This is a genomic window from Halobacterium hubeiense (assembly GCF_001488575.1).
Classification (GTDB): Archaea; Halobacteriota; Halobacteria; order Halobacteriales; family Halobacteriaceae; genus Halobacterium; species Halobacterium hubeiense.
The window spans coordinates 1,458,598-1,484,523 of sequence record NZ_LN831302.1 but is presented as its reverse complement, the minus strand read 5'-3'; the positions used below and the strand labels follow the sequence as shown (position 1 = coordinate 1,484,523).

General features: G+C 68.5%; 28 protein-coding genes. 17 read left to right on the top strand and 11 right to left on the bottom strand.

Translation table 11 applies throughout. The features are described 5' to 3' along the window. The first annotated feature begins 57 nt into the window (after window positions 1-57). The gene (locus tag HHUB_RS07735; protein WP_059057057.1) at window positions 58-645 is read left to right on the top strand and encodes an archaellin/type IV pilin N-terminal domain-containing protein; all 588 of its coding nucleotides are present in this window, start codon (window positions 58-60) and stop codon (window positions 643-645) included. On the opposite strand, the gene HHUB_RS07730 is transcribed toward HHUB_RS07735, so the two are convergent. Further along, entirely contained in the window at window positions 646-3,357 is a 2,712-nt protein-coding gene (locus tag HHUB_RS07730) for a DEAD/DEAH box helicase (RefSeq protein WP_059057056.1), read from the bottom strand. An 82-nt stretch (window positions 3,358-3,439) separates the two neighbouring features. Between HHUB_RS07730 and HHUB_RS07725 the strand changes: the two genes are divergently transcribed. Beyond that, window positions 3,440-3,724 (top strand): hypothetical protein, encoded by a 285-nt coding sequence (locus HHUB_RS07725; RefSeq protein WP_059057055.1) that lies wholly within the window; start codon window positions 3,440-3,442, stop codon window positions 3,722-3,724. Between the two features lie 3 nt (window positions 3,725-3,727). Here HHUB_RS07725 and HHUB_RS07720 read toward each other — a convergent pair whose 3' ends face one another. Then, on the bottom strand, window positions 3,728-5,005 hold the full coding sequence (locus HHUB_RS07720; RefSeq protein ID WP_059057054.1) for a dicarboxylate/amino acid:cation symporter: 1,278 nt from the start codon (window positions 5,003-5,005) through the stop codon (window positions 3,728-3,730). 125 nt (window positions 5,006-5,130) lie between these two features. Here HHUB_RS07720 and HHUB_RS07715 point away from each other — a divergent pair, with 125 nt between their 5' ends. Both HHUB_RS07715 and HHUB_RS07710 read left to right on the top strand, forming a co-directional pair. Further along, entirely contained in the window at window positions 5,131-6,291 is a 1,161-nt protein-coding gene (locus HHUB_RS07715; RefSeq protein WP_059057053.1) for a cystathionine gamma-synthase, read from the top strand. Between the two features lie 74 nt (window positions 6,292-6,365). Continuing rightward, window positions 6,366-6,938, top strand: coding sequence for a hypothetical protein (locus tag HHUB_RS07710; protein ID WP_059057052.1), 573 nt, complete (start codon window positions 6,366-6,368; stop codon window positions 6,936-6,938). A 249-nt stretch (window positions 6,939-7,187) separates the two neighbouring features. Here HHUB_RS07710 and HHUB_RS07705 read toward each other — a convergent pair whose 3' ends face one another. After that, on the bottom strand, window positions 7,188-8,408 hold the full coding sequence (locus tag HHUB_RS07705) for a methionine adenosyltransferase (protein ID WP_059057051.1): 1,221 nt from the start codon (window positions 8,406-8,408) through the stop codon (window positions 7,188-7,190). 81 nt (window positions 8,409-8,489) lie between these two features. After that, the gene (cyaB, locus tag HHUB_RS07700; protein ID WP_059057050.1) at window positions 8,490-9,110 is read right to left on the bottom strand and encodes a class IV adenylate cyclase; all 621 of its coding nucleotides are present in this window, start codon (window positions 9,108-9,110) and stop codon (window positions 8,490-8,492) included. Window positions 9,111-9,227: 117 nt separating this feature from the next. Between cyaB and HHUB_RS07695 the strand changes: the two genes are divergently transcribed. From HHUB_RS07695 to HHUB_RS07680, 4 genes are all read left to right on the top strand, one after another. Beyond that, complete coding sequence (locus HHUB_RS07695; RefSeq protein WP_059057049.1) at window positions 9,228-9,428, top strand: DUF7511 domain-containing protein; 201 nt, start codon at window positions 9,228-9,230, stop codon at window positions 9,426-9,428. Between the two features lie 363 nt (window positions 9,429-9,791). Further along, complete coding sequence (locus tag HHUB_RS07690) at window positions 9,792-10,658, top strand: hypothetical protein (protein ID WP_143416374.1); 867 nt, start codon at window positions 9,792-9,794, stop codon at window positions 10,656-10,658. 88 nt (window positions 10,659-10,746) lie between these two features. Further along, window positions 10,747-11,166: a TIR domain-containing protein gene (locus HHUB_RS07685; RefSeq protein ID WP_059057047.1), complete on the top strand. Its 420-nt coding sequence runs from the start codon at window positions 10,747-10,749 to the stop codon at window positions 11,164-11,166. Beyond that, window positions 11,163-11,771: a RipA family octameric membrane protein gene (locus tag HHUB_RS07680; protein ID WP_059057046.1), complete on the top strand. Its 609-nt coding sequence runs from the start codon at window positions 11,163-11,165 to the stop codon at window positions 11,769-11,771. Before HHUB_RS07685 ends, HHUB_RS07680 begins: the two co-directional genes overlap by 4 nt. A 31-nt stretch (window positions 11,772-11,802) precedes the next feature. Here HHUB_RS07680 and HHUB_RS07675 read toward each other — a convergent pair whose 3' ends face one another. Next, on the bottom strand, window positions 11,803-12,684 hold the full coding sequence (locus tag HHUB_RS07675) for a tyrosine-type recombinase/integrase (protein ID WP_059057045.1): 882 nt from the start codon (window positions 12,682-12,684) through the stop codon (window positions 11,803-11,805). Between the two features lie 134 nt (window positions 12,685-12,818). Between HHUB_RS07675 and HHUB_RS07670 the strand changes: the two genes are divergently transcribed. Continuing rightward, window positions 12,819-13,745, top strand: a complete 927-nt coding sequence (locus HHUB_RS07670; protein WP_059057044.1) for an FKBP-type peptidyl-prolyl cis-trans isomerase — start codon at window positions 12,819-12,821, stop codon at window positions 13,743-13,745. 65 nt (window positions 13,746-13,810) lie between these two features. On the opposite strand, the gene HHUB_RS07665 is transcribed toward HHUB_RS07670, so the two are convergent. Beyond that, window positions 13,811-14,437: an RAD55 family ATPase gene (locus tag HHUB_RS07665; RefSeq protein WP_059057043.1), complete on the bottom strand. Its 627-nt coding sequence runs from the start codon at window positions 14,435-14,437 to the stop codon at window positions 13,811-13,813. Window positions 14,438-14,464: 27 nt separating this feature from the next. After that, a complete protein-coding gene (locus HHUB_RS07660; RefSeq protein WP_059057042.1) occupies window positions 14,465-15,073 on the bottom strand; it encodes a MinD/ParA family ATP-binding protein in 609 nt (202 codons plus the stop codon). Window positions 15,074-15,190: 117 nt separating this feature from the next. Here HHUB_RS07660 and pyrB point away from each other — a divergent pair, with 117 nt between their 5' ends. From pyrB to HHUB_RS07645, 3 genes are all read left to right on the top strand, one after another. Beyond that, window positions 15,191-16,102, top strand: coding sequence for an aspartate carbamoyltransferase (gene pyrB, locus HHUB_RS07655; protein ID WP_059057041.1), 912 nt, complete (start codon window positions 15,191-15,193; stop codon window positions 16,100-16,102). Then, window positions 16,095-16,553, top strand: coding sequence for an aspartate carbamoyltransferase regulatory subunit (gene pyrI, locus HHUB_RS07650; RefSeq protein WP_059057040.1), 459 nt, complete (start codon window positions 16,095-16,097; stop codon window positions 16,551-16,553). Before pyrB ends, pyrI begins: the two co-directional genes overlap by 8 nt. A gap of 272 nt (window positions 16,554-16,825) precedes the next feature. Continuing rightward, window positions 16,826-17,653, top strand: a complete 828-nt coding sequence (locus HHUB_RS07645) for a hypothetical protein (RefSeq protein WP_059057039.1) — start codon at window positions 16,826-16,828, stop codon at window positions 17,651-17,653. Here HHUB_RS07645 and HHUB_RS07640 read toward each other — a convergent pair whose 3' ends face one another. Continuing rightward, on the bottom strand, window positions 17,654-18,115 hold the full coding sequence (locus HHUB_RS07640) for a GNAT family N-acetyltransferase (protein WP_059057038.1): 462 nt from the start codon (window positions 18,113-18,115) through the stop codon (window positions 17,654-17,656). 134 nt (window positions 18,116-18,249) lie between these two features. Here HHUB_RS07640 and HHUB_RS07635 point away from each other — a divergent pair, with 134 nt between their 5' ends. Further along, entirely contained in the window at window positions 18,250-18,486 is a 237-nt protein-coding gene (locus HHUB_RS07635) for a hypothetical protein (protein WP_059057037.1), read from the top strand. A 39-nt stretch (window positions 18,487-18,525) separates the two neighbouring features. On the opposite strand, the gene HHUB_RS07630 is transcribed toward HHUB_RS07635, so the two are convergent. Both HHUB_RS07630 and HHUB_RS07625 read right to left on the bottom strand, forming a co-directional pair. Beyond that, window positions 18,526-19,764 carry a sulfatase-like hydrolase/transferase gene (locus HHUB_RS07630; protein WP_059057036.1) on the bottom strand — a complete coding sequence of 413 codons (1,239 nt, stop codon included), beginning with the start codon at window positions 19,762-19,764 and terminating at the stop codon, window positions 18,526-18,528. 2 nt (window positions 19,765-19,766) lie between these two features. After that, on the bottom strand, window positions 19,767-20,699 hold the full coding sequence (locus tag HHUB_RS07625) for an alkaline phosphatase family protein (RefSeq protein ID WP_059057035.1): 933 nt from the start codon (window positions 20,697-20,699) through the stop codon (window positions 19,767-19,769). A 156-nt stretch (window positions 20,700-20,855) separates the two neighbouring features. On the opposite strand from HHUB_RS07625, the gene HHUB_RS07620 reads away from it, so the two are divergent. Both HHUB_RS07620 and HHUB_RS07615 read left to right on the top strand, forming a co-directional pair. Then, entirely contained in the window at window positions 20,856-21,869 is a 1,014-nt protein-coding gene (locus HHUB_RS07620) for a lysylphosphatidylglycerol synthase transmembrane domain-containing protein (RefSeq protein WP_059057034.1), read from the top strand. A gap of 54 nt (window positions 21,870-21,923) precedes the next feature. Continuing rightward, entirely contained in the window at window positions 21,924-22,916 is a 993-nt protein-coding gene (locus tag HHUB_RS07615) for a glycosyltransferase (protein WP_179204560.1), read from the top strand. On the opposite strand, the gene HHUB_RS07610 is transcribed toward HHUB_RS07615, so the two are convergent. Then, the gene (locus HHUB_RS07610) at window positions 22,913-23,770 is read right to left on the bottom strand and encodes a hypothetical protein (protein ID WP_059057033.1); all 858 of its coding nucleotides are present in this window, start codon (window positions 23,768-23,770) and stop codon (window positions 22,913-22,915) included. The genes HHUB_RS07615 and HHUB_RS07610 overlap by 4 nt on opposite strands. 134 nt (window positions 23,771-23,904) lie before the next feature. Between HHUB_RS07610 and HHUB_RS07605 the strand changes: the two genes are divergently transcribed. Together HHUB_RS07605 and HHUB_RS07600 are read left to right on the top strand one after the other, a co-directional pair. After that, window positions 23,905-24,324 carry an RNA-binding protein gene (locus HHUB_RS07605; protein ID WP_059057032.1) on the top strand — a complete coding sequence of 140 codons (420 nt, stop codon included), beginning with the start codon at window positions 23,905-23,907 and terminating at the stop codon, window positions 24,322-24,324. A gap of 46 nt (window positions 24,325-24,370) precedes the next feature. Beyond that, entirely contained in the window at window positions 24,371-25,918 is a 1,548-nt protein-coding gene (locus HHUB_RS07600) for a hypothetical protein (RefSeq protein WP_059057031.1), read from the top strand. The last annotated feature ends 8 nt before the right edge of the window (window positions 25,919-25,926 follow it).

The following is a 25,926-nucleotide window of genomic DNA, read 5'->3' as shown; positions in this document are numbered from 1 at the left end:
GCAACGTGTAACGGAACGGCCATCGCCGTTTTCCGCGGGCCGCGAGTCTCTCCGGTGATGCGCGCTGGACGGGCAGTCAGTCCCGTCGTCGGGGTCGCGCTCATGGTGGCCATCACCGTCGTGCTGGCTGGGACGGTGCTGGTCGCCGTGCCGGCCGTCGGCGACATCGAGATGCCGTCGTTCGCGGACGGCGAAACGGACGGCGGAGCGGCCGACGAGGTACAGACCGAACTCATCCACGCAGCCGACGGTGAGCCGGGCGACACCGACGACCACTACGTTCGCGTTCACGTCGAGGAGGGTTCGGACGCCGTCGGGAACTCCCTGAACCAGCTACAGGTCACGTACCCGAGTTCGGCCGACGTCAGCAACGTCAGCGGGTCGGACATCGAGCGCATCGGCATCGACAGCGACGGCGACGGCGTCCTCGAAACCGACGCGATGGTCGACCTGAGTGGGCTCTCGACGAGCAACGACGGCAGCACGCTCGCTGTCACGTTCGGCGGGAACCACGACGTCGAGGCCGGCGACTGGCTCGTCCTCGACGTCTCGGACGTCCGGAACCCGGCGTCCGCCGGCGAGTACGACGTCTCCGTGAACGTCAACGGCGACGTGACGAGAGACGGCGTGCTGACCGTCGAGTAGTCACAGCGACGCCCACTCGACCATCCGGTCGTACAGCGACTCCGAGCGCAGCGCCGCCTCGTCGCCGACGAGCACGAGGCTCTTCTTCGCGCGAGTGAGCGCGACGTTCACGCGCCGGTGGTCCTCGAAGATGGGGCCGTCGAGGCTCCCGGTCGCGACGAACGAGACGACGATGACCTCCTTGGAAGAGCCCTGGAAGCGGTCTACGGTGTCCACGGCGACGCCCTCGGGGACCCGGCGCCCGATTTCGGCGACCTGCGCGCGGAACGGCGCGATGACGCCGACGTCCTCGGGATTCACGCCGGCCTCGACGTACTCGCGGACGACCTCGCCGACGCGCTCGGCCTCCGCGGGGTCGACGTGCGCGTCGCTCGTTCCGGGCACGTCGTGGAATGTGACCCCGTTCTGGACCGCGCCACCCGTCTCCACGCCGAGGTCCGCGAGCGTCTGCGCGGCGACCTCTCCCGTCGCGGGGCGAAGCTGGCCGTCGTAGAACTCCTCGGAGGAGAACGCCTGGATGCGCTGGCTCATCCGGTACTGCTGGTCGAGCATCACCGACGCCTCCGGGTGGGTGTCGTGGAGGCGCTCGAACAGGGACTTGGAGAGCCGGCCGCCCGAGCGCACGACCGGCGGGAGCTGTTCGTGGTCGCCGACGAGCACGAAGCGCTCGCCGCGGTTGACTGCCGCGAGCGTGTCCGGCTCGGTGAGCTGGCTGGCCTCGTCCACCAGCACCACGTCGAACTCCTGCTCGCGCATCACGCGAGAGCCGCAGGTCGCCGTGGTGGCGGCGACGACGTCGGCGGTCTGGAGCGCTCGCGCGCACTCCGCCGGGTCGCCGGACTGGTTCAAGCGGAGGTCCTGCATGTCCTCGCGGACGCCCGTGGACGTCCCGACGCGGACGATGTCCTCGTGGCCCTGTTCTCGTAGAGCTTCGAGCGCGTTGTCGACGGCGCGGTTCGTGAACGCCGACAACAGCACGCGGTCGCCGCGGTCGACGAACTCCCGGATGAGGGTCGCGATGGTGTACGTCTTCCCGGTGCCGGGCGGTCCGTGGACGAGCGCGAAGTCCTCGGCGTTCAGCGCCTTGCTGACGGCGTCGTTCTGCGCGTCGTTGTTCTCGATGACGGTGTGCTCGTCGTCCCGGAACTCGGGGCTCGCGCGGTCGAAGAGCACGTCCTTGCGGCGCTGGTCGCCCTTCAGGAGCGCGTCGTGGAGCGCGGTGATCATCCGGTCGACGCTCAACTCGGAGGGGTAGACGTCGAGCCGCCGGAGTTCGACGGGCTCGTCGGCGGTGACGACGACGCGGTCGGGCGCCAGCGTCTCCACGCGCGCCATCTCCGCGGTCCCCCGCACGGGGTCGCCGTCGGAGGCGAGCACGCGGTCGCCCTGTCGAATCTTCGAGGCCGCGGCGGTCGGCCGCTTTGCGGTCAGCCGCCACCGGCCGTCCGGCAGTTCCTCTTGGCCCGCGGGTTCGAGGTCCACGACCGCGCGGTCGTCGTCGGCGCGCTCGGCGGCGGTCTGCTCCCAGAGCTTGCGGTACTCGTCGTGGACGGAGCCGCGCTCGCGCTCGATTGCGGCATAGATGTCGTCGAAGTACGCGCGCTCCTCGTCGGGGAGCGGCTCGCCGAGTTGGCCGGCCTTCGACTCCTGGTCGAGGCGGCCCGACACGACCATGCAGGTGTCCTGCTCGAAGCAGTACTCGCACTTCGCGTCCGCCTCGAAGCCCGTCGGCGGACTCCCCTCGTACTCGATTGCCGCGAGGTGGTTGCGCTGGCGCACCACGAAGTCGAGGAAGCCCTTCCCGATGGAGAACTCCTTGGCGGGCGAGAGGTCGCCGGACTCCTCGCTGCGGTCCACTGCGGCGTTCTTCGTGTAGAGCAAGGTGCCGGTGTCGGCGTTCACGCCGCGGTCTTCGAGCATCAGCGCGTAACAGGCCGCCTGCACCTTGTCGTGGAAGCGCGGGTCGCGGTTCGTGTTCTTCCCCGTCTTCAGTTCGACGGGCATCCCCCGTCGGATGGCGTCGCAGCGCCCCTTGATGCCGAACGTCTCCGAGATGAGGGTGTACTCCGAGCGCCAGTCGTCGCCCGCGCGCCAGCCCTCCGCTGTGTCCTCGGTGGTGCCGCCGTCCCCGGAGAGGTGGCCCTGCTTCAGCCACCCCTCGATGGCCGACGCGTTCGCGCGCACGTCGGCTTCGACTTCCTCGCGGTCCCGGCCGAGTAGGCCGAGTTCGAGGCCGGCGTCAGCCACGCGCTCCGCGACGGACTCGTCGAGGTCCCGTCCTCGGAGGAGGTCGCCGAACACCTCGTGGACGATGGTCCCCTTCGTCACCGGGTACTTGAGGGGGAGCCCGGAGAGCTTGTTCAGGTAGTAGAGGCGCGGACACTGCACGAACGACCGGATGTTCGTCACGTCCACGAGGAAGTCCGGCTCGACGACGACGTACGACTGCTTGCTCGTCGAATACTGGACCTCGCCGTTCCACTCGTCCTCTTCGGCTTCGGTCACCAGCAACTCCATCCCGGATTCGAGGTACTGGACGGTCTCCGTCCACTTCCCCCACAGCGTCACGCGCACGGACGCCCCGGGGTCGTCGGCGGCCGCGTCGCTGTCCGCGTCAGGCCGGACGTGGACGTCGAGCACGTCCCGGTCGCCGTACTGCGTGTTCACGGACCGCACCTCGTCGACGTCGGTCACCTCGCCCCGTACGTTCACGGGAGACGTGTGGAGCGCACCGCGAAAAACCCTGTCGCTGTCCGCCAGTACGTTCTTTCCGCGCGAGCGCTAACTGGCCGGTATGAGCGACGACGGCGACGAGTCCGTGCGGGTGTGGCTGGTCGAACGCACGTACTCGGACGACGAGCAGAACATCATCATCCTCACGTACGCGACCCCGGACGGCGAGCGGTACTTCCGCAAGGAGCGCGCGCTCACCAGTTTCTCGGACGTACGGGACACGACCGCGGCCGTGGACGCCGACCCCGGGAACCTCGGGCAAACCGGCGACCCCGACCTCGTGGAGCAGTACGCCGCGGAGGCCCAGCGGATGCGCGAGGCCCACGACCCCGACGACGTCATCTGAGCGTCAGTCGTCGGTCACGGCGCTCCAGACGCCGCCGTCGAGGTCGAGCGCGTCGTTCCACTTCCCGACGACCGTCGAGACCGCGAGGTCGCCGGTGACGTTGTTCATCGTGGCGATGCGGCCCAGAATCGGGTCCACGCCCGCGACGAAGCCGACGACCTCCAGCGGCAGGCCGACCTGATTCAGGACGACGGTCAGCATCACGAGGCCGGCCCCGGGCACGCCCGCCGTCCCGATGCTGATGAGGACGGCGACCACGAGCACGAGCACCTGCTCGGTGGGCGCGAGCGGCTGGCCGACGACGTTCGCCGCGAAGACGACCGTGATGGCCTGCCGGATCGCCGCGCCGTCCATGTTCGCGGTGGCGCCGACCGGGAGCGCGAAGGAGTACACGCGCTCGGAGATGCGGAGGTCCTCCTCGGCGTTGCGCATCGTCACGGGGAGCGTGCCGCTGGACGACCGCGTGGCGAACGCGGTGACCATCGCGTCCTTCGCGCCCGAGAGGAACGACAGCGGCGAGACGCCGACGACCAGCCGCATCAGCACGAACAGGTACGTGAACGCGATGTGGACGACCACGGCGATAGCCACCGCGAGCACGAGTTCGCCCAGCGAGGAGAACACGCCGACGCCCTCCGTGCCGATGCCGGCGGCCATCAGCGCGAACACGCCGACGACGCCGAACTCGAGGACGCCGCGCACGACGACGAACATCGCCTCCGCGCCGACCTCGAACGCCTCGAAGACGGAGTCGACGCTGTCCGAGAGTTCGTCGTTGCGCGCGCGGACGTACGTCAGCGCGATGCCGAAGACGATGACGAAGAAGACGGTCGCGAGGAGGTTGCCGTCGGCCATCGCCGCGACCGGATTGTTCGGGACGATGCCCAGCACCACTTCGGTCAGCGACGGCGGCGCCTGCGACTGCGCCTCGCCGCCCGTGAACTCGACGCCGCGGCCGGGCTGGAGGAGGTTCGCGACGGCCAGCCCGATGAGGCCCGCGATGGTCGTGGTGACGGCGTACAGGCCGACGGTCACGCCGCCGATGCGCCCGAGGCGCGCGGGCGAGAGCTGGCGAATCCCCGTCAGGAGCGTGAACACGATGATGGGGATGACGAGCATGTTCAGCAGCCGCAGGAAGAGGTCGCCCAGCGGCTGCACGACGGTCATTCGCTCGCCGAACGCGACGCCCGCGGCCGACCCGAGGAGGAACGCGACGAAGATGCGCGCGATGAGCGGGACCGAGCGGTATCGCTGCCACGCGGTGCTGACTGGTCCGGACATACCGCCGACCAGCCGCTAGACTGGCAAAAAAGACGCCTTTCCGCCCGTTTCTGCGGGTATCCCGGACGCGGCGGGGCCGGCCCCTAACGAACAGACCTAACTCGCGTGCGGCCGACGCTCCGAACATGAGCGACGACGACGAACACTTCGAGACGCGCGCCATCCACGCCGGGCAGGAGCCCGACGAGGAGACGGGCGCGCTGATGACGCCGATTTACGCCAACTCCACGTACGAGCAGGACGCGCCCGGCGACCACCGCGGCTACGAGTACAGCCGGACGGGGAACCCGACCCGGACCGACCTCGAAGCGAACCTCGCCAGCCTCGAAGGCGGCGACTACGGCCGCGCGTTCTCCTCGGGGATGGGCGCCATCAACACCGTGATGAACCTCCTCGAATCTGGGGACCACGTCGTCGCGGGCAACGACGTCTACGGCGGCACCCACCGCATCTTCACCCAGGTCTACGAGGAGTACGACCTCGAGTTCGACTTCGTGGACACCACCGACCACGACGAGGTCCGGGCGGCGATGGGCGAGGACACGGAACTCCTCTGGGTGGAGACGCCGACGAACCCGCTGATGAACGTCAACGACATCAGCGCGCTCGCGGACGTCGCCCACGAGTACGACGCGCTCTGCGCCGTGGACAACACGTTCGCGACGCCGTACCTCCAGCGCCCGCTGGAACTGGGCGCGGACCTCGTCTGCCACAGCCTCACGAAGTACCTCGGCGGCCACTCCGACCTCGTGGCGGGTGCGCTGATTACGGACGACGAGGACCTCGACGAGCGCCTCGGCTTCTACCAGAACTCCGTCGGCGCCACCCCGAGCCCGTTCGACTGCTTCCTCGTGCTTCGAGGGACGAAGAGCCTCGGCGTGCGCATGGACCGCCACTGCGCGAACGCCCAGGAGCTCGCCGAGTGGCTGGACGCCCACGACCGCGTCGAGCACGTCTTCTACCCGGGACTGGAGAGCCACCCGGACCACGACCTCGCGGCCGAGCAGATGGACGACTTCGGCGGGATGCTCTCCTTCGAGCTGGACGCCAGCCTCGAGGAGGCAAGCGAGTTCGTCGCTGAAACCGAAGTGTTCACGCTCGCCGAATCGCTGGGCGGGGTCGAGTCGCTCATCGAGCAGCCCGCCGCGATGACCCACGCCGCCATCCCCAAGGAAGAACGGGAGGAAGCGGGCCTGACGGACCCGCTCATCCGCGCGAGCATCGGCATCGAGCACGTCGATGACCTCGAGGCCGACCTCCAGCAGGCGCTGGACGCGGTCTTCTAGCGGTCGGTCGGCGCGCTAAAACTGTTCTTTGAGTCCGGAGAAAGAGTTTAACAAAGGCGTTCGTCCGGGTACACGTGAACCGCCGCACCTACCTCGGGACGCTGGCGGCCGCCGCGCTCGCGGGCTGCACGGGCGCGCCCGCCGGCGACACCCCGGACGACACGAGTGACTTCCCGTACACGCTCACGAACGTCCAGACCGACGACCCGCCGGTCGAGAACGCCACTATCGACGTGACCGTCACCGCGCAGTTCACGACTGACCACCCCGCGCGCCTCGAGGTCGCGTTCACGAACGACGCCGACGACGCCCGAACGTTCACGTTCGGGTCGCTCGTCCCGTGGGACGCGATTCGCGGCACGCGCGAGGATGGCGAGGCGACGCTGCTGCTCTCACCGGACGCCGGCGTCACACCAGAAGAACCGAGCGACGACTGCTGGCAGGCGACCGACGGCGTCGCGCTCCCCGCCGTGATGCGCGAGGAGACGCTCGACCCCGGCGAGACCGCCAGCCGCGAATTCCACGTGCTCGCCGCCCACGACAGCGAGGAATGCCATCCGACGGGAACGTACCGCTTCGAGGACGACAACTATCTCGGCGAAGGCTGGAGGTTCAGCCTGAACGTCGTCTCCGAAGTAGAGACCTAGAACTGCGACTGACTCGGCAGCCGGCAGCCGTTAGCATTCGGACGCCGAGCGTTCGCAAGAGCGAATCTCTTGCACAGCCCATCAGAAGCTTCGCGTTCTGAGGACGGCTCGAAGAGCCCGAGGTGTCCGACTCACTGCGCGAACGACCACAGCGAGGCGCGAAGTGCGAGCCCCCGGGATATGCGAACGGCGAGCGTAGCGAGCCGTGAGCAGCGAGTGAGCGTACGCGCCCGCAGCGCAAAACGTGCCCTAGAAGGTGTCGAGTTCGCCGTCGATGACGCGCTGCGTGACGTCGGTGATGTTCGCGAGCTCGGCGTCCACGATTTGCTCGACGTCGGGTTCGACGTCGGCGACCGCGAGGCCGTCCTCGGTGACGACGTGGACGTCGGCGACGTGGGGCTGGTCGATGGGGCGGCCGATTTGCGAGAGCAGGCGGACGCGCAGGTCGCGGATGCCCTCGACCTCGTCGACGATGCTCTCGGCGATTTCCGTGGAGACGAGGTTGTATATCTTCCCGATGTGGTTGACCGGGTTCTTCCCGGAGGTGGCTTCCATGCTCATCGAGCGGTTCGGCGTGATGAGGCCGTTCGCGCGGTTGCCGCGGCCGACGCTGCCGTCGTCGCCCTGCTCGGCGCTCGTGCCGGTGGTCGTGAGGTAGATGGAGCCGGATTCGTAGTCGTCGGCGGTGTTGACGTGGACGGCGACATCGCGGTCGGTGTGGTCGGTCGCGAGGTCGTGGACGTGCTCGCGGACGGCCTCGACTTCGGCCTTGTAGTCCTCGAGGTCCTCGACGTGGGCGTCCACGAGCGCGGCGGCGACCGTGAGGTCGATGTGGTCGCCCTCGCGCTTGCCCATCACCTTGACGTCCTCGCCGATGGCGGGGTGGGCGTCGCCGTACGGGCCGTTCAGTGACTGCTCGGTCTCGTAGACGATGCGCTCGGTCTCCGTGAGGGGGGCGTGGCCGACGCCGAAGCTCGTGTCGTTTGCCATCGGCACGTCGGGGCCGTCCTCGACGAAGACCTCCTGGAGGTCGCCGGAGCCCTCGCCGAGCTTGACGTCGACGACGACGTCGGTTTCGAGGTCGAGGTTCGGGAAGTGCTCGCGGAGGTAGTCGCGGGCGGCCTCCAGCGCGATGGACTCCACGGGGATGTGGTACTCGGTGCCGTCGTCGGCGACGTAGTGGCTGGTCGCGCGGCCGACCACGAGAATGTAGATGGGATCGACGACTTCGCCGCCGCCGAACGCGGGCGCGGCGGTGCCGGCGACGAGCTGGGTCTCGTCGGTGTTGAAGTGCAGCACTTCGCCGACGCGGTCGATGTACTCGCGGGCGAGGCGCTCGCAGACGTGTTCGGCGATGCCGTCGCAGATAGAGTCGGGGTGGCCGAGCCCCTTTCGTTCGACGATTTCGACGTCCTCGTCCTCGACCGCGCCGCGGTCGAGAGACTGCACTTGGATGTTCCGCTCGGTCATTGCGCAAGTGTTGCCCGTCTCCGCTTCTATAACTTGCGAAAAGCACGGCGAGCGCGAATATGTCTACCGCGCATATACTCGTCAGGCGTCAGCGAGCTTGAGGCCGAGGTACGACGTCCGAATCTGGTCGTCGGGGTCGAGCCCGAGCCGCCCCAGGAGGTCGTAGGCGTCCTCCCGGGCGGCTTCGACCTCGCTGTCGGACTCGACCTCGGTCTCGACCTCGACGTACTCGCCGACGCCCTCGACGGCGTCCAACAGTACTTCGAACGCCTCGACGTGGTGGGTCTCGCGGAGCTTGCGCACCGTCGCCGCCGGGTCGAACCCGAGCCGCGAGAGAATCTCGCGCATCTCCGCGCCGCTTTCCACGCCGGTCTCGAACTCCTCGCGGGACTTCGACTCGGCCTCCAGCAGCGGCCCCTTGTACGTCACGCGGGACTCGCCCTCGGCGCGGTACTCGCCGTCCAGTACGGCGTCGATGGCGTCTGTGAGCCCGCCCTCGATTGCATCGCGCTCGAAGGACGCGGCCGCGGTCGCGACGCGCCGCACTCGCAGCGCCTCGTCGGTCTCCGCGAAGTCGCGGTGCGGCGCGTCGAAGTACGTGTCCGCCTGTGCCACCGTCCCGATGCGTTCGGCGTCGACGTCGGCGAGCGCCGCGCGGACCGCGTCGTGGTCCGCCGGCACCTTCACCTCCACTTCGTACATGCACGACTGCTCGCGGCGACCCCGGAAAAACACGGCGTTTCAGAGTGCTCAATAGTGCTACGTGGGGTTCTTAGCAGGCGTTATCCCGCGGTCTCTCGAAGTCCGACCCGAGTCACGATGTCCACCGACACCACCCGTGGCGCCCCCCAGTCGCGCGACGACGCCGACACGACGCCGCTGGAGGCGACCGTCGTCCGTTACCAGAACACGCCGGACCGCTGCACGCTCTCCCCGCCGGACGTCAACGGCGACCGGCGGCTCACCGCATGGCTATCCGTGGACGCCGACGCCCTCGTCACATTAGCCGAGCACCGCTGACCGCGCGACCCGCGACGCCGTTCCTGTTATATTAGGATAGAGACATTTATTCGCAAGCACGCTTCGAAGAACAAGCGGTACTTCGACCACGATCTCATCGCGCGCCACCTGACGTTCAGCGGTTGGAAGGCCCAGCGCGTCAAGAAGCTCCTGGAGCAGCGGCACGAAGTGCCGGAGACGCGAGAGACCACCTCGAAATAGACGACGGCACTCCTCCGAGGGTTTTCGCGGCAGTATATAAATCGTTGACCAGTAAGGCACGGCTACCACCTTTGACACTTTGTGCCGTGGGAACGCTTAACTTTCTGCAGGTTGATATCTAACTGTCTCCCATGAAAACCAAGCGGAGACCGGAGGACCTGGATGAGTTTTCGAGACCCAACAGGAGATACATCTAAAGACCCAGACGAACCGTCGTCCGAGGACGACTCCCGTCTCCGGGATGATTACCCGGTGTCGGGAGTGGTTAATCGCGTGAAGGTCCCCAACTCTGTTGAGCGGAGTGCGGTGCTGGCAGACCCCTCTATAGAGACGGTCATGCTGTCTATCGACTCCGCGCGGAAGCTGGCGGACATCCACGACGAGACCGCCCGGACGTACTTCAGAGAGGACCAGACTGTAATCACGACCACGACAGTTCACGACGATACTCTCCGGAAGCTAGACTGGCGCGAGGAACTGGACATCGTCCGTCGGTTCGGCCCGGACTTCCACATCCCAACGGAATACTCGGTGTACGAACCCTCGATGTCCCCGTTGGAGCAGCTGCGGGCAATACGTGACAGCATGATGGGGACGGAGTGGTTCGCGGAACGCCTCCAGAACCACCGCACGCACGTCTTCGTACAAGCCAAGGGCTGGTTGCCGTGGCATTTCAGGCTATGCCGCCCCACGATGGAGCGGCTTGGAGAGGACTTCGTCGTGTTCTACGCGTCGGGATACGAGGGACGGGTCCACCAGCCAATCTCGGACGTCGAGACGCTGGTAACTGAGCTGAAGCCATCGGGGATTCTCATCATCGGCCAGCAGTCCGTTCGGTTCCTGAAGAGAGCACCACCGGAGGTTGTCGCAGCCGCAGGTGGTCGATGGAGGAAGCAGAGCGGCCTTGAGGACGACGTACACGAGCCAAAGGCTCACGCAGAGTGGAAGGCCGGGACCGAAGAAAAGCTCGGCAGCGGTCAGGCGCTTCTCAATTCATTCAGCACGACAAAGGTGACCGAAAATGGGTAACAGACACATTCCGAAGAGCGCAGATGGAAGCGGTAGCCGACCCGAGTCAGGCAGCAGGAAGCCCTGGGGTGGTGGCGGAGGCGGTGCGGTGTCGTCCGAAGACCGGCAGGAGTACGCACTCTTCATCTCACACTCCTGGGACTATGACCAAGAGCACGCGCGGTTGGTACGCCTCCTTGAGGAATCCGACGAGCTTGACTTCCGGGACTACAGCGTCCCGAAGGAGGAAAAGTTCGATACGGACACCGACGAAGAGCTCGAGAAGGTCCTCCGGGAGAAGCAAATCAAGTCCGCGTCAGTGGTCATCGTCCTGGCCGGGATGTACTCTACTTACAGCGACTGGATTGGGAAGGAGGTGCGCATCGCTGAGGAAGAAGGGAAGCCGATTCTCGGTGTGAAACCGTGGGGAAACGACCGGACCTCGAACTACGTCGAGCAGCATGCCGATGAGATGGTTGGCTGGAACACCGACTCGGTGGTCGAAGGCGTCCGCGACCTTGCGCCATGAGTGGCGGTGGGGAGAAATCCGACGACCCGACGGATGACGGGGGTGTTGACTCGGACGCCGCGCTGGAACAGTGGAAATTCTACGGACAGACCACGCTCAACGTTAGTAACCGCCGCCTCAGAAACAATCGGTTCTATCTCCGCCTCCTCATCGCACTCCTCGGAATCGCAGGAATTGGGGCAAAGCTGGGGTATTTCTCGGACGTAGGGATACTCATTATCGGGGCCGTGGGGCTGCCGTTCTGTGTGCTGTGGTCCTTCCACATTCTCTCCTACAAACAGCTGAACAGCGGGAAGTACCGCGTCATGTGGGAGATGGCGGAGGAGCTTCCGTTCGACCCGTTCAATATGGAATGGACGCGGCTGAAGGAGGGGCAGGAACCGCACGCGTACATCAAGCACACCACGGTTGAGGTTTGGTGGCCGCGCGTATTCGGCTACTTCTATGGCGTTCTCGTACTCTACGGGTCCCTCTCGCTCTTGAACGCGCTCAGCTACTTCCCATACGGCCTCGCGGCACTCACCGCTCTATGGGTTGTATACGCCATTATGGTCTTGCGCGGGAAGAGTCCAAGCCAGAGATACTGGGACTACACGGGGGAATAGCTCAAGCCGTCATCGAAATCAGGCCGCGGGGCTATCGGAGTTCCGGCGGGACCGTGTCTCCGTTGCGCGCGAACTGGTTGTACTTCTGCGTCATCTTCAGCGAGGAGTGCCTGGCTCGCTGGCTGACGTCGGTGAGGCTCTCGCCGTTCCGCAGCCGGTTGGTGATGGCGGAGTGGCGCGCGAAGGAGTGGTGGCCGGCATCCCAGTGGTTGCGCTGGAAGTGCGAGGAGTACGCGTGCGCCTTCCAGGGCCTGTTCCAGTTGTGCTGGTAGAAGCCGTAGAACAGCCACTCCGGGTCGTCGAACCGCTCACGGACTAGGCCGCGGTAGTCCTCGAGCACGTCGAGCGTGCGGTCGGAGAGGCCGACGTGCCGGTTCTGGCTCCCCTTGGCGGCGCGCACGTACACGGTGCCGCGCTCGAGGTCGACGTCGTCCCACTCGATGCGGACGACCTCGGAGACGCGGAGGATGGCGTCGTAGGAGAGGCGGGCCATCGCGTGGCAGGAGTCGGCGTTGCAGTCGGCGGTGTCGTCCAGGACGTCGGCGACCTGCTCCGGTGTGGCTATCTCGGGGTCGAAGGCGTTGTAGTCGCCCTTGGCGATGTTGTTGACGAGGTCGCCGGGGCCGCCGTTGAAGCTGACGTCGTGGGCGAACGCGAGCCAGGACTTCGCGGCGGAGAGTGCTTTGACGCGCGCGCTGTATGAGTAGCCGTCATCTGGGGGCCGCGCGGTGCTCCAAGCGGTGAATCTGCCCGCATTTTTCTTGAGTTCGGCGATTGCGTCCGGGTCGCGGAGAACGGCGTCGAAGTCCCTGAGGCTGGACAGGTCCGGCTCCTGGTCAATCCACTCGTCGAAGCGCTTTATCCAGGACTTGTACTCTCTGGTGGTGACGTCGGTGTTGTCCCTGTTGAACACCTCTGCCCATTCTTGTATACTGACTTGTCTCTCCCCCATAATGTTCCTTGCAGTCCGACGCTGAAGTAGTCTTCCGATTCGATTAATACCAGAGAAACGTGATTCTTAAGGGTGGAACGGGAGTGCGTAGTGGTATGAGCGACGAAACTGAGGCCGAGACGGCCGACGAATCCGAGACAGAACAGGGCGGACTCCAGGAGGGCGACTTCGTGCAGCTCTCCTACACCGCCTACACGGTCGACAGCGGCGAACTCGTCGACACCACCGACGAGGAGGTCGCCGAGGAGGAAGGCGTCGACACCGAAGAGCAGGAGTTCTCCCCGCGCACCATCGTCATCGGCGAGGGTCACATCTTCGAGGACGTCGAAGACGACCTCGTCGGCAAGGACGTCGGTGACACCGGCGAAGTCGTCGTCGAGCAGGCGTTCGGCGAGTACGACGACGAGGAGGTCCGCACGGTCTCCGCGAACAAGATTCCCGAGGACGAGCGCTACCCCGGCGCGCACGTCGACATCGACGGCGAGCACGGCCACGTCGAAGCCGTCATCGGCGGCCGCGCCCGCGTGGACTTCAACCACCCGCTCGCCGGCGAGGACGTCGAGTACGAGTACGAGATTCTTGACCAGGTCGAGGACACCGTCGAGAAGGCCCGCGGCCTGCTCCAGATGTACTTCGACGCCGAGCTCGACATGCACCTCGAAACGGACGAGGTCGAGGAGGAGGTCACCGAGGAGACCGACGACGGCGAGACCGAGACCACGACCGAGACCGTCGAGAAGGAGACCCTCTACATCGAGCAGTCCCCGCAGCTCCAGTTCAACCAGCAGTGGATGATGGGCAAAGACCAGATTCTCAACCAGATCATCGACATGCTGGACATCGACCGCGTCATCGTCCAGGAAATCATCGACGGCCAGCCCGCTGGCATGCCCGGCATGATGGGCGGCATGGGCGGCATGGGCGGCGGCGAAGGCCTCGGTGACGTCGAGGAAGCCCTCGAAGACGCCGACGTGGACGCCGACGAAATCGTCGAGGAGCTCGACGTCGACGAAGACGCGTAACGCTCGAACCCGGCCGCTCGGCCTATTTTATCGCAGAACAGTACGACCCGTAGCTCGGGGTCCGTCTACGCGATGTCGCGGCTGGTGTCCACCTGCACGCGCTCGCCGAGGTTGAGCTTGATCGAGGAGTCCAGTGCGTTGCCGCCGCGGAACTTCGGGACGGTGAGCCGCGTCTCGACCTCGTCGTTGTTCTCCTCGACGCGGAGCTTGAACACGACGTCGGCCATGTGCTCGGTGGTGCCGCGCAGTTCGGGGTCGTGGTCGGTGTCCAGGCAGTGCAGGACCGCGATGCCGCCGACGTTTCGCATGTGGTTGCCGAGTTCGTTGACGAAGTTCTCGTAGCGGCCGCGGTCCGCGCGTTCGAGGGCGTCCGCGGGGTCGATGATGACCGTCGACTCCGGGGGGACGCTGCGGAACGCGCGGCGCGCGTTCTCGATGGCGTCCGCGCCCGGGATGTACCCTACTTCGGGGTCGCCGGTGGGTGCGTCCGTCGCCTCGAAGGCGTCCTTGACGGCCTGTTCGGTGCGGTTCGTGGTGAGGTACAGCGTGGGCCGCGGGCGCGTGAGTTCGTACAGCAGTAGCTCTCCCTGACTGGCGGGCGGGGCCTCGTAGGCCACGACCGTTCCGGCCGGCACGCCGCCCCCGAGTTCCCGGTCGAGGACGTCCACGCCGGTGGAGAGCCGCTCGCGCATGAACCGACTGTAGGGGACGGACGGAGGTTAAGTATTGGGCTCCGCGTAGTCCGCGAACGTCGCGTACGCTGCGGCGGTCTCTCGGGCTTCCAGCGGCGTTGCGGCGTCGGGAATCGGCACGGCGTCGGCGGCCGCCGCGTCCGCGAGGCCGACCGGGACGCTGGCCGTGCGGGTGACAGCGACGACACGCACTGGTGTCCCGACCGCGCGCGCCATCGCGGCGGTCTTGACGGCGTCCTCGATTCCCTCCCGGGTGTCGGTCGCGACGACGACGCAGGCGTCAGCGGCGCGCAAGGGACGGACTGCGGCCTCGCTGGCGCCCGCGGGGCAGTCCAAGATGACGGGCCGCGATTCGGGCAGCGCGTCGAGTGCCGCGGCGAGGTCGTCGCCGTCCGCGTCGCCCGCGGGGAGCACGTCCGCGCCCGGGACGGTCGCCGACTCGTGGACGGCCGCGGTCGGAGTCGAGGCGTCGGCGCCGGGGTCCCGCGGGACGTCCGCGCGCAAGTGGAGGTTCGGCGCGTCGAGGTCGCAGTCCGCGACCAGCGGCCGGCGCCGCCGCTCGACGAGCGCGCCCGCCAGCCCGAGCGCGGTGGTGGTCTTGCCGCTGCCGCCCTTGCCGCCCGCGACTGCCAGCACGCGAGCAGGTGGTCGCGGCTTCGCACTTGAACCTCGGCACGAGTGGGGCGCGGTGGCACATCCCGGAGCGGGTGCGCTCCGGGAGCTTTACGCTTCCGGGGGTCGCGTACTGAACCGATGCGTCACGACCACCTCCTCACCGCCAAACAGCTCTCGCGGGCCGACATCGAGACGGTCCTCGACAGGGCGGCGACCTTCGACGACGACCCGGCGGCCGCCGGCGAGCGACACGCCGACGAGCTGCTGGCGCTGTGCTTCTTCGAGCCGAGCACGCGCACGAAGATGAGCTTCGAGACGGCCGCGAAACGCCTCGGCGGCGACGTCGTGGACATGGGCTCCGTGGAGTCCTCGTCGGTGAAGAAGGGCGAGTCGCTGGCCGACACGGTGCGCGTCGTCGAGGGGTACGCCGACGGCATCGTGCTCCGCCACCCCAAGCAGGGCGCCGCGAAGATGGCCAGCGAGCACGTCGATGTCCCCGTCGTGAACGCCGGGGACGGCGCGGGCCACCACCCGAGTCAGACGCTTTTGGACCTCTACACGATTCGCGAGCACGCCGGCCTCGACGACATCTCCATCGGCATCATGGGCGACCTGAAGTACGGCCGCACCGTCCACTCGCTGGCGCACGCGCTCACGAACTTCGACGTCCACCAGCACTTCGTCAGCCCCGAGTCGCTGCGACTGCCGCGCTCGGTGCGCTACGACCTCCACGAGGCCGGCGCGCAGGTGCAGGAACACGACTCGCTGGACGCCGTCCTCCCGAACCTCGACGTGCTGTACGTCACGCGCATCCAGCGCGAGCGCTTCCCCGACGAGGACGAGTACGAGGCCGTCGCCGGCGAGTACAGCATCACGCCCGAGACCCTCGAAGACGCGAAAGACGACCTCGCGGTGATGCACCCGCTGCCCCGCGTGGACGAGATCTCGGCCGCGGTCGACGAGACGGACAACGCGACGTACTTCGAACAGGCACACAACGGCGTCCCGGTCCGGATGGCCCTCCTCGACCTGCTCCTCGACGATGACTGACACAGAACTCCGCGTCTCGAAGATTCAGAGCGGCACCGTCATCGACCACGTCTCCGCCGGGGAGGCGCTGCACGTGCTCAAGCTGCTGGGCATCGACGGCACCGAGGGCACGACGGTCAGCCTCGGCATGAACGTCCCCTCCGACCGGCTCGGCCGCAAGGACGTCGTGAAAGTCGAGGGCCGCGAACTCAGCGACAGCGAGGCCGAGGTGCTGTCGCTCATCGCGCCCGAGGCCACCATCAACATCATCCGCGACTACGAGGTCGTGGACAAGCGCCGCGTCGAGCGCCCCGAAGAAGTCGGAGGCGTGCTCGTGTGCCCGAACCGCGAGTGCATCACGAACGCCGGCGAGCCCGTCGAGCCGACGTTCGCGGTGCTGGACGACGGCCTGCGCTGCGAGTACTGCGGGGAGCTCGTCCGCGAGGACATCACCGCACACCTCCGCGGGTGACCGCGACGTGTCGGCGCGGAATCGTGGATTCGTGCCGACCCCGCAAAGCGTTTAATGACTCCGCGAGTAGTGTCAGTCATGGCAGGCAAACTAGTGAAGACCGCCGCCGCACTGCTCGTCATCGCCCTCGTCTGGAAGTTCGTCGTCGGGGGCGACGAAGCGCCCGAACCCGAGGAAGTAGACCGCATCGACTAGTCGGTCCCCGGTCCCCGCTTTTCTGCGCGCGTGCCGAGAGCGAACGACTTAGGCGGCCCGCCGGCCAACTCGCGTCCATGTACGGCGTCGTCACGCGGAACGCCGAGGAAGTCGAGTGGCCGGAGTTCGACCGCACGTTCTACGAGGTCAAAGACGTCACCGGCCGCCACACCGACCCGCTGGAGGACGCCGTCAGCATGGTGTCCTGCTTCGGGGACAACGCCACCGCCGGCACCGAACCCGACCTCGTGCCCGTGGACGACGAGGGCAACGAGGCCACCCGCGAGCGGCCGTACTTCGACTGGTCGTACATCTGCCCGCTCGCGGAGGACTACCGCAACGGCCTCCTGACGGTCATCGAGACGTGCGCGGAGGTCAACGGCGACGTGCGCCTCGACGACGTGGGGTTCCCGCGCGCGGAGTACTGCCACTGCGACCGCTGCGAGAGCGCGTTCGCGGAATCCGACTTCGAGGACTGGTACGACTGGCGCGCGAGCGTCATCACGGAGTTCGTCGCCGAGGCCGCCGACCGCATCCCGGGGACGACGTACCTCACGCTCTACCCCGACCCGTATCCGGGCCATCTCTACGAGCGCGCGGGCCTCGACGTCGAGGCGCTCGCCGAACACGTGGATGAATTCGTCGTCCCGCTGTACGACACCAGCTACGGGACGACGTACTGGCTGGAGACCATCGCCTCGGGCTTCGAGGACCTGCTGGACGCGCCGTTCAGCGTCGAGCTGTACGCCGTCGACGTGGAGGTCGAGAATCTGGTGCACGCCACTGAAGTCGTCGAGGAGTACACCGAGGGCGTGTTCTTCGGCTACGAAGCGAGCAACGCCCGCGCCACGCTCCGCCGGATGGACGCCGAGGAGCGCGAGGGGAAATCGTTCGGCCCGGAGTAGTCAGAGCCGCTGACGGAGGCTGCGGAACTTCGGCTCGAAGCCGTGATCCTCGTAGAACGCCATCGCGGCGTGGTTGTCCACGTGCACGGAGAGGCTCGCGTACTCGCAGTCGCGCTCGCGGCCCCACGCCTTCATGCGGTCGAGCAGGCGGCCCGCGATGCCCTCGCGGCGGCGCTCCGGGACGACGTAGAGGCCGTCCACGTAGCAGTTCTTCCCGCGGGTGTACAGCTCGGGCGACGACGTGACGCCGCCGGAGACGACGCCGACGGGCTCGGGGTCGTACGCGACGAACATCGTGCGGTCGTCGTCGTCCAGCCACCGCGAGCAGTCCTCCTCGGCGACGACGGCCTCGTCGAGGTCGCTGAACGCGGGGTCGAGGGCTTCGGCCTCGCGGTACGCCGGCCGGAGCAGCCGGTCGGCGACGGCCGCCCGCTCGCTGTCCGCCGGCACGCGTACGTCCATGCCAGCACGCACGCGGAGTACCGAGAAAAGCGCTACGAGAGCGCGGTCGGCGCGGCGGACACGGCCGGGCGCACTCGCCACCGCTTCAGCCCCGAAACCGGGTCGCTTTTGAATCGGCCGGCGGAACTTGGGGTATGAGCTTCGAAGAAGACGACGAGGTCGTCCTCCACGACAAGCACAGCGAGTACGACGGCGAGACCGGCACCGTCACGCAGGTCGTCGACACGATGTTCGGCGAGCCCAACTACACCGTGAGCTTCGACGACGGGCAGGAGGCCGGCGTCCCCGAGGACAACCTCGAACTCGCCGAGGACGACGAGAGCGAGGAGGACCCCGACGAGGGCGACGACGAAGAGCGCGACGACGCGTAACGACGCTCGTTCCTGTTTTCCCGCCGCGTAGCCGCCGCTTCAGAGGTAGCCGAGGTCTTCGAGGCGCTCGTTGATTTCCAGCATCTCGACGTCCGTCGGGTCGACGCCGCGCTCGGGGAGCCGCTCCCGGAGTTCGGCTTCGAGCTCCGGGTCGTCGGCGCGCTCCAGCTCCCGGGGGTTCTCCGCGAGGTCGTAGACGCCGGGCTCCCAGTCGCGGTCGGGGTACTCGACGTACTTGGCGTCGTCGTGCCGGACGGCGCGCGCCCAGTTGCGCTCGCCGTGCAGCGAGGCACCGCAGGCGCGCATGTACGCGACGCGGTCCTCGATTCCGGGTTCGACGACCTCGCCGTCGGTCTCGCGCTCCACGCCGAGCGCGTCCAGCAAGGTGGGGAGGATGTCGATTTGCCGGACTTGGGCGTCCACGGTCGCGGGCTCGACGCCGGGGCCGGCGAGCACGAACGGGACGTTCGTGGTGAAGTCGAAGACGTTCTCGCCGTGCCCGTTCTCGAGGAAGTGGTCGTCGAGGTCGGGGCCGAACCGCTCGCAGTACTGGTTGACGCGCTCGGCGGCGCCGCGGGTGTCCACGCCGCCGTAGTATTTCAGGCCGTCCCGCAGGGACTTCGCGAGCAGGCGCAGGGGGTTGTTGCGGTGGGTGATGCTCTCGCCGTGGTCGCCGACGACCGCGACCACCGTGTCCTCGGGGACCGCGTCAACGAGCGCCTCGATTTCGCGGTCGAGCGCGGAGAGCGCGCGGCCGTACGGCGTTTCCCCGTACTCCGCGCTGTCGAACTCGCCGGGGACGTGGACGTCCTCGTGAATCTCCCAGAGGTGGACGAACGCCGCGAACGGTTCCGGCAGACTGGCGAGCCTATCGAGGCCGTCCTCGCGCCAGTCGCTGAACATCGACTCGTCGCGGTCCCGGCACTCGTAGCGGTCGAACCCCCTGTCGAGGCCGGTCTCGGGGACGAGCGGACCGGTCGCCATCGCTTCGGTGTGGTAGCCGGCGTCGCCCAGTATCTCGGGCATCGACTCGACGTCGTCGGAGAGGCTGCCGCGGCGCAGCGACTTGATGCCGTTGCGCTCGCCGTACGTGCCCGTCAGCAGGCTCGCGACCGCGGGCGTCGTCGTGGTCGCGGTGGCGTACAGATCGGTGGCTTCCCGCCCGCGCTCGCGGAGCCCGTCGAGGAACGGCGTGTCCACGGCGTCGCGGTGCAGGAAGTCCTGTCGCAGGCAGTCCACCACGACCAGCAGGAGGTTCGGGGAGTCGGTAGTGTCCATCGTTAGGTTCGGTAGCCGAGATCTTCGAGTCGTTCTTCGACGACGTCGCCGCTCTCGCCGGTGTCGTCGCGGCCCGCGGCGTCGGGGTCGTGGCTGTGCGTGTCGGTCGCAGTCGTCTCGCACCACGGCACCTCGCGGAGGACGGGGAGATCGACGCCCCCGGGGTGGCCGTAGACGTGGTGCTCGCCGAACGCGTTGCCGTGGTCGGCGGTGACGACGACGCGCTCGGCGTCCAGATTCTCGAACAGCAGTTCGAGGTCCTCGAGGACGTATTCGAGGTTCTCGCGGTAGGTCTCCCACGCGTCGGTCTCGCTCCGGCGGCCGAAGCGGAGGTCGTCCCAGACGGACATCTCGTCGTCGCCGAAAGCGTCCAGTTCGACGCCCTCGCTTCGCTGCTCGCGCTCCAGGACCGACGGGAAGTGCGGCTGCATGTAGTGGACGACCATCCGGTCGGCGGCCGCCTCGCGGCCGGTGCGGATGGCGACGTCCGTCACGGGCCGCGGCGGAATCGTGCCGAGGTCGTCGTCCCACGCGTACCGCCACACCTCCTCGACGCCGTGGAAGCGGTCGTGGTCGATTTTCGACGCGGAGTAGGGGTTGCCGGTGACGTACGCGAGGTCCGCGAGCGCGTCGTCGCTGGCGCCGCCGAACACCGTCTCCAGCCACTCCACGGAGGAGCTGGCGGGCGACGTCCGCGACCCCGGGTCCGCGGGGAGGAAGTCGTAGTCGACGTCGGCGGCGGCCTCCGCGAACAGGTCCGCGCGGCACGCGTCCAGGAGGACGAGAACGTCCCAGTCGGCGTCCAGCACGGGGTCGGCGTCGGTCGTCGAGCGCCGCGAGTACTTCACCAGCGACGCGAGTTCGCGGACGGCGTCGGCGCCGCGGTAGCGGAGGTTGCGGGCGACGTTGGCCGCCTGAGCGGGCACGTCAACCATCGGTCGGTGTGGGCGTCTTCTCGAACATTTCCGGGCAGGTACTCGGTGCTCCGGTCGTGACGGGCGGAGAAAAAACCTCCCATTCGACCGGCGACGGGACGACCCCCGGCCGCGGGATTCGATGGATTGATTCACGCCCGCCCGCCACTCGGAGGCGTGCAGCGAGAGGACCTGCTGGCGACGGTGGCCGGGGTTGCGGGCGCAGCGCTCGTGTTCGCGGTCATGTTCTGGGTCGTGGACGCCCGCGAGGTGCTCGCGGCCGCCCGGTCCGCGGACCCCGTGTTGCTCGCGGTCGTCGCGGGCGTGATACTGCTGTGGAACGTGTCGTGGGGGCTGGCGCTGTGGAACGTCCTGCGCGCGCTCGACATCCGCGTGCCGGTCCACACGGCGCTGCTCGTGAACGCCGCGGGCGCGTTCGCGAACCACGTCACGCCGTTCGGGCAGGCGGGCGGCGAGCCCGTGACCGCGTGGCTGCTCACCCAGACCGCGGGCACGGACTACGAGGTGAGCCTCGCGTCCATCACGAGCCTCGACGCCATCAACGTCGTGCCGTCGCTGGCGTTCGCGGCGGTCGGCTCGCTCTACTACGTCGCCACGGAGACCGACGGGGAACTCGGCTTGCTCCCGGTCGCCGTCATCACCGCGGCCGTGGTCCTCCCGGTCCTCGCGGCGGTCGTGTGGCGCTACCGGGCCGCGATTCGTGGCCGCGCGGGCGGGACGGTCGCGGCGGTCATCCACCGCGTCGTCGGCGCGATTCCCCGCGTCTCCCTCCCGGACGCCGAGGACCTCGCGGCCCGCATCAGCGGGTTCACGGACGCGCTCGGCCGCGTCGCCGTCTCCCGCGAGCGCCTCGTGGCGGCCGTCGGCTGCTCGGCGCTCGGGTGGGCGTTCCAGGCGCTGGGCCTGTGGGTGACGTTCCTCGCGCTCGACGCCTCCGTCCCCGTCTACGTCCCGTTCTTCGTGCTCCCGCTGGGGAAGGTCGGGTCGGCGCTCCCGACGCCCGGCGGCCTCGGCGGGACCGAAGCCATCAACGTCACGCTGCTCACGCTGCTGACGGCTGTGAGCGCGCCGACCATCGCGGCTGTCGTCACGATTCACAGCGTCGGCGGCTACCTGCTGACGACGACCGTCGGCGCCGCCGCCACCAGCGCGCTCGGCGTCCGCTCGTGACCCGCGCCCGTTCGGAGTGTTTTATACCGCTCGCGCACCGACAGTGACGCACACGTGACCGCGACACCCCCGAAGGTCGCCGTCGCCCACTACTGCGAGGGCGCCGGCCACGCCACCCGGATGCTGGCGGTCGTCGAGGAACTGGAAGCCGCCGGCTACGACGTGGTCATCGCGGGCGGCGGTCCCGGCACGAAGTTCGTGGAGGCCAACGGCTACACGGAGTTCGAGCCGCTGGACCTCGACTTCGTCGGCGACTACCAGAACGGCGGCCTGCTGGACGTCCTCCGGAACAGCGGGCCCGCGGTCGCCGAGCGCGTCAAGCAGTACCGCGGGTGGTTCGACGACGAAGCCCCCGCGCTCCTCGTGACCGACGACATCTCCGCGGCCATCGCCGCGACCCTGCACGGCCAGCGCTACGTCTACGTCTCCCACGACCCCGCGGCGTTCTACTCGACGACCGTCGAGCGCGCCGGCGCGTGGGTCCGCAACCGCATCGCGGGCTACGGCGCCGAGCAGTTCCTCCACCCCAAGGTCTGGAGCGGCGGCCCGTCGATTCCGGGCGCCGACGACGTGGGGCCGATGGCGCCGGTCGGCGACGCGCCGGACGCGGACGTGGACGTGCTCGTCGTGCCCAGCGAGTTCAGCGTGGACCCCGACCGCCTCGCGGACGCCATCGAAGCGAGCGGCCGGGACGTGACGCTCGTCGGCGGCGACGACTGGGAGCTACAGGAGTCGCTGCAGCCGTTCGTCGCCGGCGCGAACCTCGTCATCTGCAGCGGCTACTCCACGGTGATGGAGGCCGCGGTCGCCGGCACGCCCTGCATCGTGTTACCGGCGACGTCAGAACAGCGCGGCGTCGTGGACGCGCTCGCGGACACGCCCGGCTTCTACGCGGCGGACTCGATTGCGGGCGTGGAAGCGCTCCTCGACGCCGTGGAGCCGCCGGAACCGCACGCCAACGGCGCGAAGCGCGTCGCGGACATCGCGGCGTCGTACCTCCCGGACGCGGCGTCCACCGGGAGCGACTCGCCGGCCAGCGCCGACTAGTCGAGTTCCAGCCACGGCACTTCCATCAGCGCCGGGATGTGGGTCTCGATGTGGTGCTCCCAGACGCCGTCCTCGCCGAACGCCTCGCCGTGGTCGGCGGTGACGACGACGTCGCCGTCCAGCGACTCCACGAGCTCCGCGACGCCTTCGAGTGCGATGCGGAGGTTCTCCTCGTAGTAGCGCATCGCGGTCGTTCTCGTGCCGTCGGTGAGGACGCCGCCGAGCCCGGTTTCGAGCCACAGCCCGACTTTCATCGCGAGGTTGCTGTCGTCGAGGACGCTCTCGACGCGCGGGCGCACCCGGTCCCCGAGCGCCGACAGCAGGCCGCCGTCCTCGCCGAGTTCCGCGCGTTCGCCCTGCCGCTTGATGCCCTTCTGTATCTGCCTGAGCTTCTGCCCGCCGCCCCGCGAGAGGTACGGCGCGTGGGGCTGCATGTAGTGGACGACCGTGCGGTCGGCGTCCGCGACGAGCCCCTGGTTGTCGCGGAACGACTCGGCCATGCTCTCGGGCGGAATCGTCCCGAGGTCGTCGTCCCAGCCGTGCTTCCAGACGTCGACGACCTCGCTGATGTGGTCGTCGGCGCTCCACTCGTAGTCGCAGCTGGCGCCCCACTTGAGTTCGTTCAGCGGGATGCCGAGGCTGTTGATGAACGGGTTCCCGGAGAAGTACGCGATGTCGTGGTCGCCCTCGAAGGTCCGGTACGCCCACTCCGGCGTCGACGAGCCCGTACTCCAGCGCTTCTCGAGGTCACCGTCGAGGTAGTCGTCGTAGAGCTCGCTGAAGACGTCGTAGCGACACGCGTCGAGCACCACGCAGTAGTCCCAGTCGGACTCGAGGAAGCGCTGGTCCTGCATCAGTCAGTAGCGCTTCTACGTCGATTCAAGTAGTTCTATCGGTGAAATGCACCCTCGTAGAACCCTCAGCCGCCAGCGGGCGCGGCGACCGCCAGTAGCGACGCTTTTACCGCCGGGCGTCCTACGACGGCGTAATGAGCGAGGTTCCGTTCCACTACGTCGACCTCCGGGCGTTCTGCTACGGCACGGAGGACGAGGTCCGCGTCGCCGACGCGCTCGGGCACTTCCTCCCCGAGGAGGTCGAACTCGAACGCGCCGAGAGCGAAGGCCACCTCGGCGACCGCATCGTCGTGCTCTCCGCACGCGTCGAGCGCGCCGACGAGATGCGACACGTCCTAGGCCAACTGCGCGACGGCGCGGACATCGAGCGCATCCGTGAGGAATTGGACCAGCGCGTCGACGACAACTGCTCGCTGTTCGTCCACCTCGACAAGCAGGAGGCGTTCCTCGGCGACGCCCAACTGGGCGACGGCATCGCGCTCCGCGCGAAAGTCGAGGCCTACCCCGCGAAGAAGGAGGCCGCCGTCGAGAACGCCCGCGAAGCCCTCTCGTAGCCGCCCACCGACCGTCTTTTGAGGGTCGTGTGAGCTTGTGGAGACGATGGCCCCCACGCTCCGCGACGCCCTCCACGTCGTCCTGAATCGACCGCGCGTGTTCGCGCTCGCGGCCGCGGCGCTGCTCGGCGAGGCCGCCGTCCGGCTCGCGCTCGTCGTCGTCCACCCGGTGCTAACAGTCGCGTTCCCGCCGGTCGTCGCGCTCCCGGTGCTCGCCGCGGCCGCGCCGACCGTTCGCGCCGCGCTCGAAACGCCCGACGCGCCCCCGCAGTGGACAGCCGCCGCGACGCTCCGCGACCGCGCCCCGCGGCTCCTCGCTGTCGCCGTCGGCGGCCACCTCGTCGCGCTCGCGCTCGGTACGGCCGCGTTCCTCCTCGTGGACACGCCGCTCCGTGCGGCCGTCTACGCGACCGGCGGGTCGCTCTCGCCCACGACGGTCCTCGTCGCGCCGTTGGCCGGCGTCGCGGCCGGAGCGCTCCTCGCGTGGGCGGTGCTCGCGCCCGCCGTGGAACGCGTCGTCGCCGGCGACCGACTCCGCGCGGCGGCCGCCGCACCGCTGCACGCGGCCGGGAACCGACGCCGGACCGCCACAGCGCTCGCCCTCCACGCCGCGTGCGTCCTCGCCGCTGGCCTCTTCGTCGGCGCGCTCGCGAGCGGCCAGTACGCGACCCGGGACGTAGCGACGCTCGCGTTCCTCGCGACGGTCGGCGCGGGCGCGGGGACGCTGGTCCTCCTCGGCATGTTCGTCTACCCGATGCACGTCGCCCTAGCCGCGTCCGAGCCCCGGGAACCGCGCTCTGTTCCCGTGCGGCGGGTCGCGCTCGCGGCGCTCCTCGTCGCGGGACTGGTCGCCGGCGCGAGCGCGGTCCGCGTCACCGAGACGCGGCCCGGAACCGCTACGGCGGCGTCGCCCCTTCCCGCGGACGCCTCGGACGCGTACGCGGCGGCCCTCGACAACACCGGCGCGGCGGACCACCGCGTCGTCGCCACCGAGCAGTGGGACGGTGACCGCGCCGTCGCCACGACCGTCGTCGAGCGCTCGGCGCGCCAGTTCAGGGCCTCACTGCGCCACGAGAACCGAACCGACGTCGGGTACGCGGACAGCGGTGTCGCCTACCAGTTCCGCGGCTACACCCCCGGGTTCTTCCGGCTCGGCGCGGTTCCCGCGGACGGCGACACCGCACACGCCCTCCCGGGGTACTGGCAGGTCAGCGACGACTACACCGTCACCGAGGGCGTCGGAATCGGGTACGGGCTCCCCGCGGCTCGAACCGGGTCGTGGACGACGGTCGAGCGCGCGGGCGGCACCCGGACCCTCGAACTCACCGGCGACGCGGCGGTGTTCGAGGCGTTGCAGGGGAGTACCACCGGGAGCGTGACCGCGGAGACCGCGCGGATACGGATGCGCGTGGACGCCGAGCGCGGCGTCGTCCTCGGCGGGCGTGCGCGTCTGAACGCGACCGTGGACGGCACGCGGCTCGTGCGAAACGTCGGCTACACCGTCGAGACCGGGCGCGGCGTGGACGCCCGCCGGCCGGCCGCGCTCGGGTCGCGCTCGCTCGGCGAGCTGGCGTGGGACGTGTTCGCGTACTGAGCCGGCGG